General features: G+C 44.2%; 14 protein-coding genes. 7 read left to right on the top strand and 7 right to left on the bottom strand.

All coding sequences use genetic code 11. The features are described 5' to 3' along the window. Positions 1-43: 43 nt before the first annotated feature. Positions 44-1,234, bottom strand: coding sequence for a methionine adenosyltransferase (metK, locus tag C8N29_RS03450; RefSeq protein WP_107864638.1), 1,191 nt, complete (start codon positions 1,232-1,234; stop codon positions 44-46). Between the two features lie 337 nt (positions 1,235-1,571). Between metK and tkt the strand changes: the two genes are divergently transcribed. The 5 genes from tkt (at position 1,572) to C8N29_RS03425 (ending at position 9,203) form a co-directional block, all read left to right on the top strand. Next, a complete protein-coding gene (gene tkt, locus C8N29_RS03445) occupies positions 1,572-3,575 on the top strand; it encodes a transketolase (RefSeq protein ID WP_107864637.1) in 2,004 nt (667 codons plus the stop codon). Positions 3,576-3,577: 2 nt separating this feature from the next. Continuing rightward, the gene (locus C8N29_RS03440; protein WP_107864636.1) at positions 3,578-4,603 is read left to right on the top strand and encodes a type I glyceraldehyde-3-phosphate dehydrogenase; all 1,026 of its coding nucleotides are present in this window, start codon (positions 3,578-3,580) and stop codon (positions 4,601-4,603) included. Between the two features lie 84 nt (positions 4,604-4,687). Beyond that, a complete protein-coding gene (locus tag C8N29_RS03435; RefSeq protein ID WP_107864635.1) occupies positions 4,688-5,854 on the top strand; it encodes a phosphoglycerate kinase in 1,167 nt (388 codons plus the stop codon). Positions 5,855-5,995: 141 nt separating this feature from the next. Then, on the top strand, positions 5,996-7,036 hold the full coding sequence (gene fba, locus C8N29_RS03430; RefSeq protein ID WP_107864634.1) for a class II fructose-bisphosphate aldolase: 1,041 nt from the start codon (positions 5,996-5,998) through the stop codon (positions 7,034-7,036). Between the two features lie 223 nt (positions 7,037-7,259). Continuing rightward, positions 7,260-9,203: an acyltransferase family protein gene (locus C8N29_RS03425; RefSeq protein ID WP_107864633.1), complete on the top strand. Its 1,944-nt coding sequence runs from the start codon at positions 7,260-7,262 to the stop codon at positions 9,201-9,203. Positions 9,204-9,333: 130 nt separating this feature from the next. On the opposite strand, the gene C8N29_RS03420 is transcribed toward C8N29_RS03425, so the two are convergent. After that, the gene (locus tag C8N29_RS03420; RefSeq protein ID WP_107864632.1) at positions 9,334-9,819 is read right to left on the bottom strand and encodes an acyl-CoA thioesterase; all 486 of its coding nucleotides are present in this window, start codon (positions 9,817-9,819) and stop codon (positions 9,334-9,336) included. A 149-nt stretch (positions 9,820-9,968) separates the two neighbouring features. Between C8N29_RS03420 and C8N29_RS03415 the strand changes: the two genes are divergently transcribed. Together C8N29_RS03415 and C8N29_RS03410 are read left to right on the top strand one after the other, a co-directional pair. After that, positions 9,969-10,514 (top strand): hypothetical protein, encoded by a 546-nt coding sequence (locus C8N29_RS03415; protein WP_107864631.1) that lies wholly within the window; start codon positions 9,969-9,971, stop codon positions 10,512-10,514. 20 nt (positions 10,515-10,534) lie between these two features. Then, positions 10,535-11,329: an SDR family NAD(P)-dependent oxidoreductase gene (locus C8N29_RS03410; RefSeq protein WP_107864630.1), complete on the top strand. Its 795-nt coding sequence runs from the start codon at positions 10,535-10,537 to the stop codon at positions 11,327-11,329. Positions 11,330-11,379: 50 nt separating this feature from the next. On the opposite strand, the gene C8N29_RS03405 is transcribed toward C8N29_RS03410, so the two are convergent. The 5 genes from C8N29_RS03405 to dusB form a co-directional block, all read right to left on the bottom strand. Continuing rightward, positions 11,380-11,940 carry a porin family protein gene (locus tag C8N29_RS03405; RefSeq protein WP_170106872.1) on the bottom strand — a complete coding sequence of 187 codons (561 nt, stop codon included), beginning with the start codon at positions 11,938-11,940 and terminating at the stop codon, positions 11,380-11,382. A gap of 111 nt (positions 11,941-12,051) precedes the next feature. Next, the gene (gene purD / locus C8N29_RS03400; protein ID WP_107864628.1) at positions 12,052-13,371 is read right to left on the bottom strand and encodes a phosphoribosylamine--glycine ligase; all 1,320 of its coding nucleotides are present in this window, start codon (positions 13,369-13,371) and stop codon (positions 12,052-12,054) included. Between the two features lie 67 nt (positions 13,372-13,438). Next, a complete protein-coding gene (gene purH / locus C8N29_RS03395; protein ID WP_107864627.1) occupies positions 13,439-14,998 on the bottom strand; it encodes a bifunctional phosphoribosylaminoimidazolecarboxamide formyltransferase/IMP cyclohydrolase in 1,560 nt (519 codons plus the stop codon). 77 nt (positions 14,999-15,075) lie between these two features. After that, a complete protein-coding gene (fis, locus tag C8N29_RS03390; protein WP_107864626.1) occupies positions 15,076-15,348 on the bottom strand; it encodes a DNA-binding transcriptional regulator Fis in 273 nt (90 codons plus the stop codon). 33 nt (positions 15,349-15,381) lie between these two features. Beyond that, positions 15,382-16,356 (bottom strand): tRNA dihydrouridine synthase DusB, encoded by a 975-nt coding sequence (gene dusB / locus C8N29_RS03385; RefSeq protein ID WP_239986950.1) that lies wholly within the window; start codon positions 16,354-16,356, stop codon positions 15,382-15,384. Positions 16,357-16,574: the final 218 nt, after the last annotated feature.

The following is a 16,574-nucleotide window of genomic DNA, read 5'->3' as shown; positions in this document are numbered from 1 at the left end:
TCAGTCGGCTGTTGAGCACAACTGAAATGGACGCACGAGCGGCTTATAAGCCTGCATCGGCTTTTAATGCGGCAGCTCTATCGGTTTTTTCCCATGTAAATGTGGTAAATGTATCGTCACCTACGGTCATCGTTTGTGGGGTGCGACCAAAATGACCATAAGCGGCGGTTGGCTTATACATGGGGTGTAATAAATCCAACATTTTAGTAATCGCATAAGGGCGTAAATCAAAATGACGACGCACTAAGTCAATAATTTTGTCATCACTGATTTTGCCTGTACCAAAGGTGTTTAAGGAAATAGAGGTGGGTTCAGCAACCCCAATAGCATACGATACTTGAATTTCGCAACGGTCAGCTAAGCCTGCGGCCACGATATTTTTAGCCACATAGCGGCCAGCATAAGCAGCGGAGCGGTCAACTTTAGACGGGTCTTTACCCGAGAAGGCGCCCCCACCATGACGCGCCATACCACCATAAGAGTCAACAATAATCTTACGACCTGTTAAACCGCAGTCACCAACGGGACCGCCAATAATAAATTGGCCTGTGGGATTAATGTGGAACTTAGTCCCTTTATGTAACCATTCAGCAGGTAACACTTGCTTGATGATTAACTCCATGACGGCCTCTTGAAGGTCGGCATAAGCAATGTCTGGGTTATGTTGTGTGGATAACACGACGGCATCAATGGCAACGGGTTTGCCATTTTCATAACGAAAAGTCACTTGTGATTTAGCATCTGGGCGTAACCACGGTAATAACCCCGTTTTACGCACTTCAGCTTGACGTTCTACTAAGCGGTGGGCGTAACAAATGGGGGCAGGCATTAAAACATCGGTTTCATTGCTGGCATAACCAAACATTAAGCCTTGGTCGCCTGCGCCTTGGTCTTCAGAACGTGCGCGGTCAACGCCTTGTGCAATATCAACCGACTGTTTACCGATGATGTTGATAATACCGCAAGTCGAGCCATCATAACCTACCGTCGATGAATTATAACCAATATCATTAATCACTTGACGCACGAGGTCTTCCAAATCGACCCACGCACTGGTGGTGATTTCACCAGATACAATCGCAACCCCTGTTTTCACCATCGTTTCACACGCGACGCGTGCATATTTATCTTGGGCAATAATGGCATCTAACACGGCATCTGAAATTTGATCCGCGATTTTGTCAGGATGTCCTTCGGACACGGATTCACTGGTAAAGACACTGTAGTCGCTCATGGTCAAACCTTTTCTTAAAAATAGTGCAAAGGAGAGGGGGTGTTGCCTACTTAGCAGCAGTCATCAACAGACCCGACAGGACAAATAAAATAAACGGCTAAAGATAAAGTGTTTAACTGATAAGGGCAAGGGAACAATCTTCATGTCTCTCGTTAAAGATACGCAACTTGCATAAAATTGCGGCCAATCCCGTGCCTTTGTATGAGGATTCTGTCCTAAACGACAAGAAAAATGACAATAGCATTTGCCCCGCAACCACAATTAAGCGACAATTATGCGCTTTTATTAACGGCTATTTATAGCCAGCCTTTCTGACTGCCCGCCTTTGGAGTCTTATATGCCCGCCGTCGCTTTACCTGAACGTCGTCTTGCCAATGCCATTCGTGCCCTTGCGATGGATGCAGTACAACAAGCCAATTCTGGTCATCCTGGTGCCCCAATGGGCATGGCCGATATAGCCGAAGTTCTCTGGCGTGGTATTTTTAAGCATAACCCTAGCAATCCAAACTGGATTAATCGTGACCGCTTTGTCTTGTCTAATGGACATGGCTCGATGTTGCAGTATGCTTTATTGCATTTAACAGGGTATGACTTAACTATTGACGACTTAAAGCAATTTCGTCAATTACATAGTCGTACACCGGGTCATCCTGAGTATGGTTATACCGCAGGGGTAGAAACCACAACGGGGCCTTTAGGTCAGGGGATTGCTAATGCCGTCGGCTTTGCGATTGCCGAAAAAACCTTGGCCGCGCAATTTAACCGTGATGGCTTTAATGTCATTGACCACCATACCTATTGTTTTTTAGGTGATGGTTGCTTAATGGAAGGTATTTCCCACGAAGTATGTTCTTTAGCAGGTACTTTAAAGTTAGGAAAATTAGTCGCTTTTTATGATGACAATGGTATTTCCATTGACGGCGAAGTCGAAGGTTGGTTTACCGATAACACAGCACAGCGATTTGCCGCTTATGGTTGGCAAGTGATTGGCCCAATTGATGGCCACGATGCCGACGCGGTACGTGTGGCTATTATGGACGCACACAGCGACAGTACACGCCCCACCCTTATTATTTGTAAAACCGTGATTGGCTGTGGCTCACCCAATAAACAAGGGAAAGAAGAGTGTCATGGTGCTCCGTTGGGCGCCAGCGAAATTGCGGCTACGCGTGCAGCGTTAGGCTGGGATTATGCCCCTTTTGAGATTCCTGCGGATATTTATGAAGCATGGGACTGCCGTGTTAAAGGTGACGTGTTAGAGAAAAATTGGCAAGGTCAGTTTGATGCTTACCAAAAAGCGCATCCTGATTTAGCCTCGGAGTTATTACGTCGTCTCAAAGGCGAATTGCCTGCCGCCTTTGCGCTGCAAGCGAAAGCCTACATTGAGGAGGTCGCCTTAAAAGGTGAAACGATTGCTTCCCGTAAAGCCTCCCAAAATGCCTTAAATGCCTTTGGCCCACTATTACCTGAGTTATTAGGTGGTTCTGCTGACTTGGCAGGCTCTAACTTAACGCTGTGGAAAGGTTGTCATGGTATTCAAGAGAATACCGCAGGTAACTATGTGTTTTATGGTGTGCGTGAATTTGGCATGAGCGCCATTATGAACGGTATTGCACTGCATGGTGGTTTTATCCCCTACGGTGCGACCTTCTTAATTTTCATGGAGTATGCACGTAATGCGGTACGCATGAGTGCGTTAATGAAGCAACGCGTCATTTATGTCTTTACCCATGACTCTATTGGTTTGGGTGAAGATGGACCAACCCATCAACCGATTGAGCAATTAGCCAGTTTACGCGGCACGCCCAATATGTCGGTATGGCGACCAGCCGATGCAGTTGAATCGGCAGTGGCGTGGTTATCTGCCTTGCAAAAAACAGAGGGGCCGACTTCGTTGGTGTTTTCGCGTCAAAATTTGCCACACATGGAGCGAGATGCGCTACAACTGGATAATATCAGTAAAGGTGCTTATATTTTGGCCGAAGAAAAAGGTGTACTAGAAGCTATTATCATCGCGACAGGTTCAGAAGTAGAATTGGCTGTGAAGGCGCAACAACAACTCACCGCACAGGGCAAAGGCGTACGTGTGGTGTCCATGCCGTCTGTTGATGCGTTTATGGCACAAGACGTGAGCTATCGTGACAAAGTCTTACCGCCTGCGGTTCGTGCACGTGTTGCCGTAGAGGCATCGCATGCCGATTATTGGTATAAGTTTGTGGGGCTAGATGGCAAAGTGATTGGCATGACCAGTTTTGGCGAATCTGCGCCCATTAAAGCTTTATATCAGCATTTTGGCATTACCGTAGAGGCCGTTGTAGACGCGGTGAATAGCCTGAGTTAATTATGTTAAGACTTGCCATCAACGGTTATGGTCGGATTGGGCGTCATGTACTCCGCGCTTGGTTTGAGCGCGGCTGTCCTGCAGCGTTAGGATTTGTTGCCATTAATGATTTAGGTGCAGCAGAGACCTTAGTGCATTTAACGCGTTATGACAGCACACATGGCCGTTTTTACGGCGAGGCAAATCTAATTGATGGGCATTTGGCCATGCGTTCAGCAGATGGTCAACAAGTCTGTATGATACCGCTTTACAATCAAGCATTGCCTGAAAACCTGCCTTGGCAAGCGCTGGCAGTAGATGTGGTGTTAGAGTGTACGGGGCAGTTTAGAGCAAAAGCAGAAGCGGCTCGGCATGTGCAGGCAGGGGCTAAAAAAGTGATTATTGGCGCAGCCCCTTTTGATGAAGTCGATGCAACGATTGTGTATGGTGTTAATCACCAACAATTAACCAATGAGCAAAAAATTATCTCCAGTGTCTCGTGTACAACGCATGCACTGGTGCCAATGATGAACATCTTGGATGAGGCTTTTGGTATTGACTCCGCATTGATGACCGAAATTCATGCCGTGACGTCCGACCAAGTGTTACTTGACCATACGCATCGTGATTTACGTCGAGGTCGTGCGGCTGCGCACAATATTATCCCAACGACGTCGAGTAGTATTGGGGCGGTAAAACGGGTATTACCCCATTTGGCTGATAAAATTGATGGTTATTCGATACGCGTACCGACCTTGAACGTGGCGGCGGTCGATTTAAGTTTTGTGGCGCAACGCCCCATCAGCAAAGCGGCTATTAATCAATTGTTTAGTCAAAAGGCTGCCCACGAATATGCCCAAATTTTGGCATATTGCGACGAATGGTTAGTATCTAGTGATTTTAATCACTCCCCCTATTCATTGATTTTTGATGCCACTGAAACGCGAGTGGTTGGGCAGCAGGCAAAAGTTTTAGCGTGGTATGATAACGAATGGGGTTATGCCAATCGTTTATTGGATTTGTGTTTGATGCTAGCGCGTATGCACTAGTTTTTTCGATTCTGGACTGATGCGTATCGACAACAAAACCGTGATGCGCTCAAGACCGACGTTGACGAAGATTGAGGAGTAATTATGTCCGTCTTAAAAATGGCCGACTTAGATTTGGCGGGTAAACGTGTATTGATTCGTGAAGACTTAAATGTGCCGATTAAAGATGGCAAAATCACCAGTGATGCGCGTATTGTCGCTGCTTTACCCACCATCAAATTGGCGATGGAGAAGGGGGCTGCGGTGATGATTTGTTCGCATTTAGGCCGTCCTACCGAAGGTGAGGCTTCTATCGAAAATTCCTTATTACCCGTCGCTACTTATTTGAAAAAGGCCTTAAATCATCCCGTCCCGCTTATTGAAAACTACGTGGATGGTTTTGATATTAAAGCAGGCGATGTTGTGCTGTTTGAGAATGTACGTTTTAACAAAGGCGAAAAGAAAAACAGTGATGAGTTAGCACAAAAATACGCTGCCTTATGTGATGTATTTGTGATGGATGCGTTTGGTACTGCCCATCGTGCCGAAGCCTCTACGCATGGCGTAGCCAAGTTTGCAGCTGTTGCCTGTGCGGGGCCGTTATTAGCCGCAGAATTAGAGGCTTTAGCCAAAGCCTTAGATAACCCTGCCGCGCCGATGGTGGCTGTTGTTGCAGGCTCTAAGGTCTCGACCAAACTGGACGTATTGAAATCTTTGGCAGATGTATGCGACCAATTGATTGTCGGCGGTGGGATTGCTAATACCTTCTTGGCGGCCGCAGGTTACAATGTCGGTAAGTCCTTATATGAAGCCGATATGGTAGACACCGCTAAAGAAATTGCGCGTAGTGTCAGTGTACCTTTGCCAGAAGATGTGGTTGTAGCCAAAGAGTTTGCTGAAAGTGCCAAAGCCACCGTCAAATCGATTAAAGAAGTTGAATCGGATGACATGATTTTGGACATTGGCCCATTAACAGCGGCTAAATTTGCAAACCTGATTAAATCGTCAAAAACCGTCTTGTGGAACGGCCCTGTAGGGGTGTTTGAGTTTGACCAATTTGGTGAAGGCACAAAAACCTTAGCGCAAGCGATTGCCAATAGCAGCGCTTTCTCGATTGCGGGTGGGGGTGATACCTTAGCAGCCATTGATAAGTATGGCGTTGCTCAGCAGATTTCATATATTTCTACAGGTGGCGGTGCTTTCTTAGAGTTTGTCGAAGGCAAAAAATTACCTGCGGTGGAAGCCTTAGAAGAAGCCGCAAAACGCGCTTAATTGAATACGGAAGGAAGCCTTTTGGATTGGCTTTGACTCCGCTCAGCTAGCGTAAACATGCGCTCTGAGCGAAGTCAAAGGGTTATTTCAGAATGGTTCGGCGGAACACTCTACAAGATATTTTTAAAGGAGAACGCACTCATGGCTTTAGTATCCATGCGTCAAATGTTAGACCATGCGGCTGAGTATGGTTATGGTATTCCTGCATTTAACGTCAATAATTTAGAACAAATGCGCGCCATTATGGAAGCAGCAGATAAAACCAATTCGCCTGTTATTGTGCAGGCTTCTGCAGGCGCGCGTAAATATGCAGGCGCACCGTTTTTGCGTCATCTAATTTTGGCGGCGGTTGAAGAATTTCCACACATTCCTGTGGTGATGCACCAAGACCACGGTACTAGCCCAGCGATTTGTCAGCGTTCGATTCAGCTCGGTTTTAGCTCGGTGATGATGGACGGCTCTTTGGCTGAAGATGGTAAAACACCCACTGACTACGACTATAACGTCCGTGTGACAAAAACAGTCGTTGAGATGGCGCATGCCTGTGGTGTATCCGTTGAAGGTGAAATTGGCTGTTTAGGGTCTTTGGAAACCGGTCAAGCAGGCGAAGAAGATGGGGTCGGTGCCGAAGGCATACTTGACCACTCTCAATTGTTAACCGACCCCGAAGAAGCTGCACGTTTTGTGGCGGATACAGGGGTTGATGCGTTAGCCATTGCGATTGGTACATCACACGGTGCTTACAAATTTACCCGTCCACCGACAGGCGATATTTTGGCGATTGACCGTATCAAAGAGATTCATGCGCGTATTCCCAATACACATTTAGTCATGCATGGTTCTAGTTCTGTACCACAAGATTGGTTAGCGATTATTAATGAATTTGGTGGCGATATTAAAGAAACGTATGGTGTGCCTGTTGAGCAAATCGTGGAGGCAATTAAACACGGTGTCCGTAAAGTGAATATTGACACCGATTTACGTTTAGCTTCTACAGGCGCAATTCGTCAATTCATGGCAAAAAATCCAGCCGAATTTGACCCGCGTAAATATTTAGCTAAAACCGTTACTGCGATGCGTGATATTTGTATTGCGCGTTATGAAGCCTTTGGTACCGCAGGCAATGCCAGCAAAATTCACCCTATCTCGTTAGAGAAAATGGTCAGTCGTTATAGTAAATAACCAGCATGCTCTTTTACTTAATGTTAGTGAAAGAGCAAGCCTTGTGAAAGTAAGCACTAAAGCCAATTTTTTTATCTTTAGTGCTTATTTTATATCAAAATAATTAGTTAATTGGACGATACTGATTATTGCTATATTGATTCTTATTTGATTCGAGACTATACCCTCAGTAATTTTAATGATAAAAAATACTGAGAGTGAAGTTTTGAGATGGATTTAATAAATGAACTTTCGGAATGATATAAATGGTCTAAGGGCATTAGCTGTAATGTCCGTTGTACTCTTTCACTTTGGTGTACCTTACATGGAGGGAGGGTTTGTTGGTGTTGATATATTCTTTGTCATTTCTGGCTTTTTGATGACAAGTATTATATTTAACAAATTAGATAAAAATAAATTTTCTGTTCTAGATTTTTATGTGGATAGAGCAAGAAGAATCATTCCTGCTTTATTATTCTTATGTATAGCACTGTTGGGGTTTGGTTGGTTATTGCTTTTACCAACAGAATACCAATTATTATCTAAGCATATTTCATCTAGTCTGCTTTTTCTATCGAATATTTCTTACTCTCTAGAAACCAGTTATTTTGATGTCGCGTCGCATGAAAAATGGTTGTTACATACATGGTCACTGTCTGTAGAATGGCAGTTTTATATTATCTATCCACTATTTATTCTGCTTCTAAAGAAAATAATAAAAGACCTTAAATGGGTTAAGTTAGTCATATTGGCATCAGCATTATTTTCATTATTATTGTCAATATTCCTTTCGGCTAAATATCCAACACATGCGTTTTTCCTGTTGCCAACAAGAGCATGGGAGATGTTCGCAGGGGGATTGATAGTTTTATATCCATTAAATCTTCGCGAGCGTTATTCACGTGTACTTGAGATGCTAGGTATCATATTGATTGTGATATCGATAGCCTTTTTATCCGAAGGTCAACCTTGGCCTGGTCATCTTGCATTGTTACCTGTTGTTGCCACCATGATGATTATTGTGGCTAATCGTTCCAGCTCTTGGCTTACTTCAAATCCTATAGCGCAGTTTTTAGGTACTACGTCATACTCAATTTATTTATGGCATTGGCCCATAGTCGTATTACTAAATTACTTATCAATTAGCTCTATTTCCATGAAAGTGGTTGGGATTGGTTTATCAATCGTATTAGGTTATTTGTCTTATAAGTTGGTTGAAGAAAAAACAAAGAATATTGGTAAAGGTTCTGTATTAGGTAAAAGTTGGCAGAACCGTCAAATGTTAGTATTGATTTCGTTAGTGGGCTTAAGTTTTAGTGCTAGTACCTCAGTATTAATATATAAAGGTATTCCCAATAGAGTCAGTGAACAAGTCAGAATGATGGATGCTGCACATAATGACAATAGCCCATTTAGAGATACTTGTTTCTTGCAGAGCGGCACACAAAGTCCAAACTGTATATTTGGTAATAAACAGGCAGAAAATAAATTCATATTTTTAGGCGATAGTCATGCTTTAGCATTATTAGGCGGTGCAATCGAGGCATTAGGCCCGCAACAAAACCTATTATTTAAGGGGTATTCGGGCTGCCCCACGGTATTAGGTGTTAACCCGAGAAGTCGACCTGAATGCGGAAAGTTTGTTCGTTTAACCATAGATGAGTTGAATACTAAATATATCAATGTTCCTGTCATTATTAGTAATCGTGCGCCGTTAGCAGAGTATCTCAGTAGCTCTACGAAGCGCTCAGATACACTTAAAATTAGTTTTGCTGGAAAAAATATAACCGATAAAGCTGAGCTGAAGCGTGTGTATACTCAGCAATATATAGAAACAATGTGTGCGCTCACAAAATACCATAAAGTATATGTGATTATGCCTGTGCCTGAGCCATCGATAGATGTGCCTAAAATAATGGCGCGAAACTTTAATTTATATGGAAAATCACCAGATTATTCTATTTCGCTTATACAAAATAGACAAGAAAATAGATTTATATTAGATGTCATGACTCAAGCTCAGAGTATATGTGGTGTGACATTGATAAATCCAAGTGATTTTTTATGTGAGAATAATATATGTGCTGTAGCACAAAATAACTACCCACTCTATTATGATGATAATCATTTGAGTGAAAAAGGTAATCGTTTATTAGTCCCTATGTTTCAGCGTATATATCAGCAGTAATCAATAGGGGCCGTTGATATTTTGCGTGTGAGCCGCGTTGTTGATAAAAATTGTCTATTTCGACCTGACATTAAATAAGCAGATACCAATCCCCAAAACCGATGCAGACTCTAGTGTTGGCATCGGTTTTTTATTTATAAGCCTTTAACTGCTCACGTACAGACAAACGCGCTTGACGACGTATCTCAGCGGCTTCAAAACGCTGCTGCTCTTTATCGTTTTCGGGCGTCAGCGTGGGAACGGGTGCGGGTTTTCCATCTTCACCCAAGGCGACAAAGGTAAAATAGGCAGAAACAATATGCCGTTTAGTGCCTAAATAACTATTTTCTGCTTCAACACGTACACCAATCTCCATCGAAGATGTCCATGCTTTGTTGATGGCCGCGCTAAATAATAGGGTGTCATTTTCTTGAGCAGGGGCAACAAAATGCCAAGAGTCGACAGAGGCGGTGACGCAGGTATGACCGCTATGGCGTTCAGCAACCACAACCGCTAAACGGTCGGCCATACTCATAATTAAGCCGCCAAAGACCGTACGTTTGGCATTGAGGTCATTCAAAAAAATTTTATAGACATGATTGTCAATTTTGGACGCAGAAGAAGGTTTGCTATTCATCAGTCATCTGTCTCACATAGGGTTATGCATGGAGTGTAAGAAAATAAAGCCAGTAATCCTAGTTGAATTTTCTTGAATGTTATTCAAGATTGAATTATATTGAATGGCATTCAAGATTGTACATATCATTCGATGATAACGAGGTAAACATGGCCGTTGAAGCCGTATCAGCCATCACAGAGTTACAAGCGTTTTCTACAATAGAGCTTCTTAGCATATTTCGTACGTTAAGTGCACCGAGTATTGCACAAATGCACGGTGAGTATCGAGCCAAACTATTGGCGCAACCCTCTCTCTTGGCCAAATTAGGAGGACAGTTAGCGGTTGCAAACCCATTTATACCTTGGTTATGTAAGGCATTTAGACCTGTCACTGCGTTCGAGGGACGTGGTTACAATACGTTCTTATGGCGAAATCACATCATTCAGCGTTATCCGATGAAAACACGCATCGCTTTATCACGTTATGACAATCAGCCCGTTTATCAGTTAGTGTATCGTGCTTATCATTCTTTATGCGGTGATATGTATATGGTTGATGAACTACGCCAGTTATCTGATACCTTGTATTTGGGTATTGGCACATGGGGATTGACTAAAAAACAGCAGCAAATTCCGTTGCCTTTTGTATTAGAAGGGGCAATAGCGAATTATCGTGGTGATATTGGCCAAGAACGCGCAAATTTTAATTGGTAAACATCAGTGGAGTAAATTAAATGAGTATTCAGCAGCGTACCGCATTAATTACAGGCGCATCGGCAGGCATAGGTGCAACTTTTGCGCGCTTTTTAGCGGCACAAGGTTATGATTTATTATTAGTGGCTCGTCGTGTAGAGCGCTTAAATGACTTGGCTACAGAGCTTAAGCAGCAATATGGGATTCAAACTTATGTATTTGCTGCCGATTTAACCGATAAACAAGCCCCTTCAGCCATTATGGCCTTTGCCAAAGAGCGGGGCGTTGTGATTGATATGTTAATTAACAATGCAGGTTTATCAGGTAAAACCGCATTTGCCGATACCCCATGGCAAGAATTAGCCAACGAAATTCAATTGATGATTACGGCGGTGACTGAATTGGCGCATCGGGTGATTCCTGATATGAAACAACAAGGCTGGGGCAGAATTATTAATTTATCGTCATTAGCGGCCTTTTCTCCACCGGGTGCCAGTTTGTTATACACAGGTATTAAAAGTTATGTGTTAAATATTTCTGAATCTTTAGATATGGAGTTAAAACCGCATGGTATTCATGTCACGGCCTTATGTCCAGGTTTTACCCATAGCGAATTTCATGACGTGATGGGAACACGAGATGCAGCGAACCATTTGCCTGCGATTTTGTGGCAGCAACCAGAAGCGGTAGTGAAAGAAGGTTATGAGGCAGTGATGAAGGGTAAACCTGTGTGTGTACCAGGTATCGTCAATAAAGTGATTGCCAGTAGTATGCGTCCCATTCCTGAGTCAGCACGTTACTTTTTGGGAAAGACCTTTAATCCGTTTAAGAATTGATAGCAGAGTTTAGAGAGGGTTTTTCCTCTCTAAACCCGTTTTAAGCGCTGTTAGAAAGTATAGCCTAAGCTCAGCGCAGAGTGTGTGATGTCATAGTTCACATCACTATCAGAAGGCTCTAATGAAGTTTTGGTATATTCTACACCGATACGTAGTTGTGGTGTTGCTTGGAATTGAAGCCCAATTCCGTAATACATATCTGTACCGTCTTCTTCATACTGGAAAGTGATACCTGGAAAGGAGCTGTCTTTTTCTTCGATATCCATACTCCAGTCACTCATGCCTAAACGCGCATTCAAACTGAATTTGTCATCAAGTGGAATAGTGCCTTTAAGACCTAAGTTTAATGACGTTACACTGAATTTATCGGTAATAAAATCCCCAAATCCATCAACATAGCTGGTATCTACTTCGCCGTGGTCGCTATACCCGAGTTCAACACCAATATAAGGGGTGATTGCATAGCTGCCACGAATGGTTATTGCAGTATCGCTTTCGGAAAGAAATTGCATACTATCGTAGTCAGCTTCATGAGTGGACTTGCCCAAGACTAAGTCTATAGAACCCTGAGACTCCGCAAAAACAGGCGTGGCTAATAAGGATACTAACATCCCTAAAACTAACTTTTTCATTATGACTCCATTTTACCATCACTGTGATGCCTCTTTAGCTTAGAAGAGGCAACATAAAGTATGACATATAATGTAAGGTATGTGTTAGTCTCACTGTTGCTGTTGCTGTTGCTGTTGCTGTTGCTGTGCTTGTTGTTCGCGGGCAATCGCACGGTAGCCAATATCCGTACGATGATATGCATCTTGCCAGTGAATATGTCTTAAATGGGTATAAGCGCGTGCTTGTGCCTCGCTGACCGTCTGACCTATCGCTGTCACACATAATACCCGTCCGCCCTGCGTGATGGTGTGACCTTCTGCATTGAGGCTTGTCCCCGCATGAAAGACTTTGCTATTAGCGACTAAGGTCTCTAAACCCTGAATCATATCGCCTTTGCGTACTTCATTAGGATAGCCACCCGCAGCCATGACCACACCCACCGCAGGACGCGGGTCCCATTGCGCATCTTGAGGTAGTTGTTGTGCTAGACCTGCTTCTACTAAGGCAACTAACGAAGACTGCAAACGCATCATGATGGGTTGAGTTTCAGGGTCACCAAAACGGCAATTAAACTCAATGACTTTGGGTGCGCCTGTGGCGTCAATCATTAGACCTGCATACAAAAAACCAGTATAAGGATGACCTTCAGCCGCCATCCCTTGTACGGTAGGCATAATCACTTCACGCATGACACGGGCATGCACTTCAGGTGTAACCACGGGTGCAGGTGAATACGCGCCCATGCCACCCGTATTAGGCCCTGTATCGCCATCACCAATGCGTTTATGGTCTTGGCTAGTCGCCATGGCTAAGGCATTAACCCCATCAACCATACAAATAAAGCTGGCTTCTTCGCCTGCCAAGAATTCTTCTATGACAACACGGGCGCCCGCGCTACCAAATTTATTATCAGCCAACATGTCCATGACTGCGGCTTCGGCCTCGGCTTGACTCATGGCAACAATTACACCTTTGCCTGCCGCTAAACCGTCGGCTTTAATGACAATGGGCGCGCCTTTGCTGCGTACATACGCTAGGGCTTCGTCAACATCGGTAAAGACGGCATAAAAAGCGGTTGGAATATGGTGGCGAGCCAAAAAATCTTTGGCAAAGGCTTTTGAACCTTCTAATTGTGCCGCGTGTTGGGTTGGCCCCCAAATTTGTTGGCCTGCTGCTCTAAAAGCATTCACCACACCATTGACTAAAGGGGCTTCTGGCCCAACAATCGTCAAGGCGACGGCCTGTTGTTGGGCAAATGCGACTAAAGCGGCATTATCTAAAATATCCAGTGCCACATTTTGGCATTTTTCTTCGTGAGCAGTCCCCGCATTACCTGGGGCAACAAATACCGTATTAACTCGAGGGTCTTGAGCGCATTTCCATGCTAAGGCGTGTTCACGGCCGCCTGAACCTAAAATCAAAATATTCATGTTAAGCTCCATGTAATGAGGGCAAACAAAAAGGGCTTGGAAAACCAAGCCCCTTATCAACGATACATCAATGACGGAAGTGGCGCATGCCTGTAAATACCATCGCCATGCCGTGTTCATCGGCAGCAGCAATGACTTCGGCATCACGCATCGAACCACCGGGTTGAATCACACAGCTAATACCCACTTTGGCTGCATTATCAATGCCATCACGGAAGGGAAAGAAGGCATCAGAAGCCATGACTGCCCCTTGTACTTGTAACCCTGCATGTTCGGCTTTAATGGCAGCAATACGTGCCGAGTTAACGCGGCTCATTTGACCTGCACCAATACCAATAGTTTGACGGCCTTTGGCATAGACAATAGCATTGGATTTAACAAACTTAGCCACTTTCCATGCAAAAATTAAATCATGAATTTCGGCTTCGGTAGGGGCGCGTTTGGTGACTACTTTTAAGTCACCCTCGGTAATCATGCCAATATCTAAATCTTGTACTAACAAACCACCATTAACACGTTTGTAATCTAATTGTTGGCTACGTTCAGCAGACCATTGACCACATTCTAAAACACGCACATTTTGTTTAGCCGCAGTGACAGCTAAGGCCTCGGGACTGACTTTGGGTGCAATAATGACTTCCACAAATTGACGGTCAACAATGGCTTTGGCAGTTTCGGCATCTAACTCACGGTTAAAGGCAATAATGCCACCAAAGGCCGATTCGGTATCGGTTTGGTACGCTAAGTCATAAGCGGCTTTAATACCGTCTAAGGAGACAGCAACACCACAAGGGTTGGCGTGTTTGACGATGACACACGCAGGTTTCACAAAAGACTTAACACATTCTAAGGCGGCATCCGTGTCAGCAATGTTGTTATACGATAACTCTTTGCCTTGCAATTGTTTTGCGGTGGCAATGCTCGCTTCTTTGGGTTGAGCTTCGACATAAAAAGCAGCTTTTTGATGAGGATTCTCACCATAACGTAAATCTTGCGCTTTAATAAACTGACTATTAAAGGTACGAGAGAATTGTTGCGCAGGCTCAGTCACTAAACGGCCTAAATAATTGGCAATCATGCCATCATAAGCAGCAGTATGCTCAAACGCTTTAACCGCTAAATCAAAACGTGTGTTTTGGCTTAAACCACCTGTCGCTTGAATTTCGGCTAAGACAGTGGAGTAGTCAGTGCTATTTACCACAATACCCACATGCGCATTGTTTTTGGCGGCAGAGCGCACCATCGTTGGCCCGCCAATGTCGATATTTTCAATGGCATCTTCTAAAGAGCAATTAGGTTTAGCAACGGTTTGCGCAAAGGGATATAAATTTACTACGACTAAATCAATACGGCCAATGCCATGCTGAGTCATCACTTCATCATCTGTGCCACGACGACCTAAAATACCGCCATGAATTTTCGGATGTAAGGTTTTCACCCGACCATCCATCATTTCTGGAAAACCTGTGTAATCAGCAACTTCTTGCACAGGAATGCCATTATCTTTAATCAATTTGTATGTGCCACCTGTGGATAATAGGGCAACACCTAAATTGGCTAATTCACGGGCAAAGTCAACAATGCCAGTTTTATCTGAAACAGAGAGAAGGGCGCGAGTAACTTGCATGGAGAGTCTCGAAGGAAAACAATTAAGCGGAAGTAATAGATAGAGCCTAGACGTAGACGCCTAAGCTCTAAAGCGACTTAGTCAAAAATGAAACCGTGAGTTTTCATTTTTTTACGTAATGTACCGCGATTTAGTCCTAATAACTGAGCTGCTTTGGTTTGATTACCACGAGTGAACTCTAACACGACGGATAACAATGGCTTTTCGACTTCCGCTAAAACAAGTTCATATACGTCACAAGGTTTTTCGCCATGAAGTTGTGCGAAGTAATGACGCATGGCGCGCTCAACGTGCACACGTAAAGCGGCATCACTTTGAGGAACTGGAATAGAGGACTTAGGACTATTCATATTGACCCTACTACGAAATCAAAATTGGTTGGGTTAAGACAGCGCAGCAAAAAAATCTTTGACTGCGTTGCGTTGCTCAAGGCGAGTGGTAAGTTTGTGAAACTGCCGAACAAAAGGGCGGCTATTGTCCAAATATTCGCCATACCATGCAATATGTTTGCGGGCAAAACGAACACCTAAATCTTCACCATAAAACTCATGCACAGCACAAACGTGTTGATAAATGATATCAGCGCGCTCTTGAAGGCTGGGCGGGGTTAAAAAAGTGCGGGTATTTAGATAGTGGCGAATCTCACGAAAAATCCACGGGCGACCATGGGCGGCGCGGCCGAGCATAATACCATCACAGCCCGTATGTTGCAGCACTGTTAATGCTTTTTCTGGTGAATCTATATCACCATTTGCTAACACGGGTATCTTGACAGCCTGTTTTATGGCACGAATGGTGTCGTATTCAGCATCACCTTCGTATTTGTCGGCACGCGTGCGACCATGAATGGCTAACAGTTGTATGCCGCTATCTTCCGCGATTTGTGCAATCGTCACGCCATTTTTATGTTGTCTGTCCCAGCCTGTCCGAGTTTTTAAGGTCACGGGAACGCTGACCGCCTTGACAACTTTGCTCAAAATGCGTGCGACTAAGGCTTCATCTTGTAATAAGGCGGAGCCTGCTAAACGATTACACACTTTTTTAGCGGGGCATCCCATATTGATATCAATCACTTCTGCTCCGCGCTCAACATTCAGTTGTGCGGCTTCGGCTAACATGTCGGGGTCGTAACCCACAATTTGTACCGATTTAGGACTCTCCTCGCCTGCATGATTTAATCTAAAACTGGACTTGCTCGTTTTCCATAAGAGTGGGTCGGAAGTGACCATTTCTGACACCACATACCCCGCGCCTTGTTGTCGGCACAGTTGGCGAAATGGACGGTCAGTCACACCTGCCATGGGCGCAAGCGCTAGTGGCTCAATGGTGTATTGACCAAGTGGAATAGGATACAACATGGGGATTTGACGATAACGAACTACGGCCAGTTATTATGACATGCTTGGCTAAGAGATTAAAAGATGATGATAAAGTGAACAGTTAAAAAATATTGAATGAATTGTGGCTTTATTAGCGTGGGCAGGCACGAAAACCCGTTGAAAATAATAGGGGCTGTTGACGTTTTGATGGTGGTTGCGAAAGAGACTATTTTTTAGAGGATGCACGGCTTGAGTCG

Origin of the sequence: Agitococcus lubricus, assembly GCF_003051055.1 — a bacterium.
Taxonomy (GTDB): Bacteria; Pseudomonadota; Gammaproteobacteria; order Pseudomonadales; family Moraxellaceae; genus Agitococcus; species Agitococcus lubricus.
This window is presented reverse-complemented; position numbering and strand designations above follow the sequence as displayed.

Excerpts from the sequence above, each read along its gene's own strand:
- metK (WP_107864638.1), bottom strand. The coding sequence starts at position 1,234 with ATGAGCGACTACAGTGTCTTTACCAGTGAATCCGTGTCCGAAGGACAT.
- tkt (WP_107864637.1), top strand. The coding sequence starts at position 1,572 with ATGCCCGCCGTCGCTTTACCTGAACGTCGTCTTGCCAATGCCATTCGT.
- C8N29_RS03440 (WP_107864636.1), top strand. The coding sequence starts at position 3,578 with ATGTTAAGACTTGCCATCAACGGTTATGGTCGGATTGGGCGTCATGTA.
- C8N29_RS03435 (WP_107864635.1), top strand. The coding sequence starts at position 4,688 with ATGTCCGTCTTAAAAATGGCCGACTTAGATTTGGCGGGTAAACGTGTA.
- fba (WP_107864634.1), top strand. The coding sequence starts at position 5,996 with ATGGCTTTAGTATCCATGCGTCAAATGTTAGACCATGCGGCTGAGTAT.
- C8N29_RS03425 (WP_107864633.1), top strand. The coding sequence starts at position 7,260 with ATGAACTTTCGGAATGATATAAATGGTCTAAGGGCATTAGCTGTAATG.
- C8N29_RS03420 (WP_107864632.1), bottom strand. The coding sequence starts at position 9,819 with ATGAATAGCAAACCTTCTTCTGCGTCCAAAATTGACAATCATGTCTAT.
- C8N29_RS03415 (WP_107864631.1), top strand. The coding sequence starts at position 9,969 with ATGGCCGTTGAAGCCGTATCAGCCATCACAGAGTTACAAGCGTTTTCT.
- C8N29_RS03410 (WP_107864630.1), top strand. The coding sequence starts at position 10,535 with ATGAGTATTCAGCAGCGTACCGCATTAATTACAGGCGCATCGGCAGGC.
- C8N29_RS03405 (WP_170106872.1), bottom strand. The coding sequence starts at position 11,940 with ATGTTAGTATCCTTATTAGCCACGCCTGTTTTTGCGGAGTCTCAGGGT.
- purD (WP_107864628.1), bottom strand. The coding sequence starts at position 13,371 with ATGAATATTTTGATTTTAGGTTCAGGCGGCCGTGAACACGCCTTAGCA.
- purH (WP_107864627.1), bottom strand. The coding sequence starts at position 14,998 with ATGCAAGTTACTCGCGCCCTTCTCTCTGTTTCAGATAAAACTGGCATT.
- fis (WP_107864626.1), bottom strand. The coding sequence starts at position 15,348 with ATGAATAGTCCTAAGTCCTCTATTCCAGTTCCTCAAAGTGATGCCGCT.
- dusB (WP_239986950.1), bottom strand. The coding sequence starts at position 16,356 with ATGTTGTATCCTATTCCACTTGGTCAATACACCATTGAGCCACTAGCG.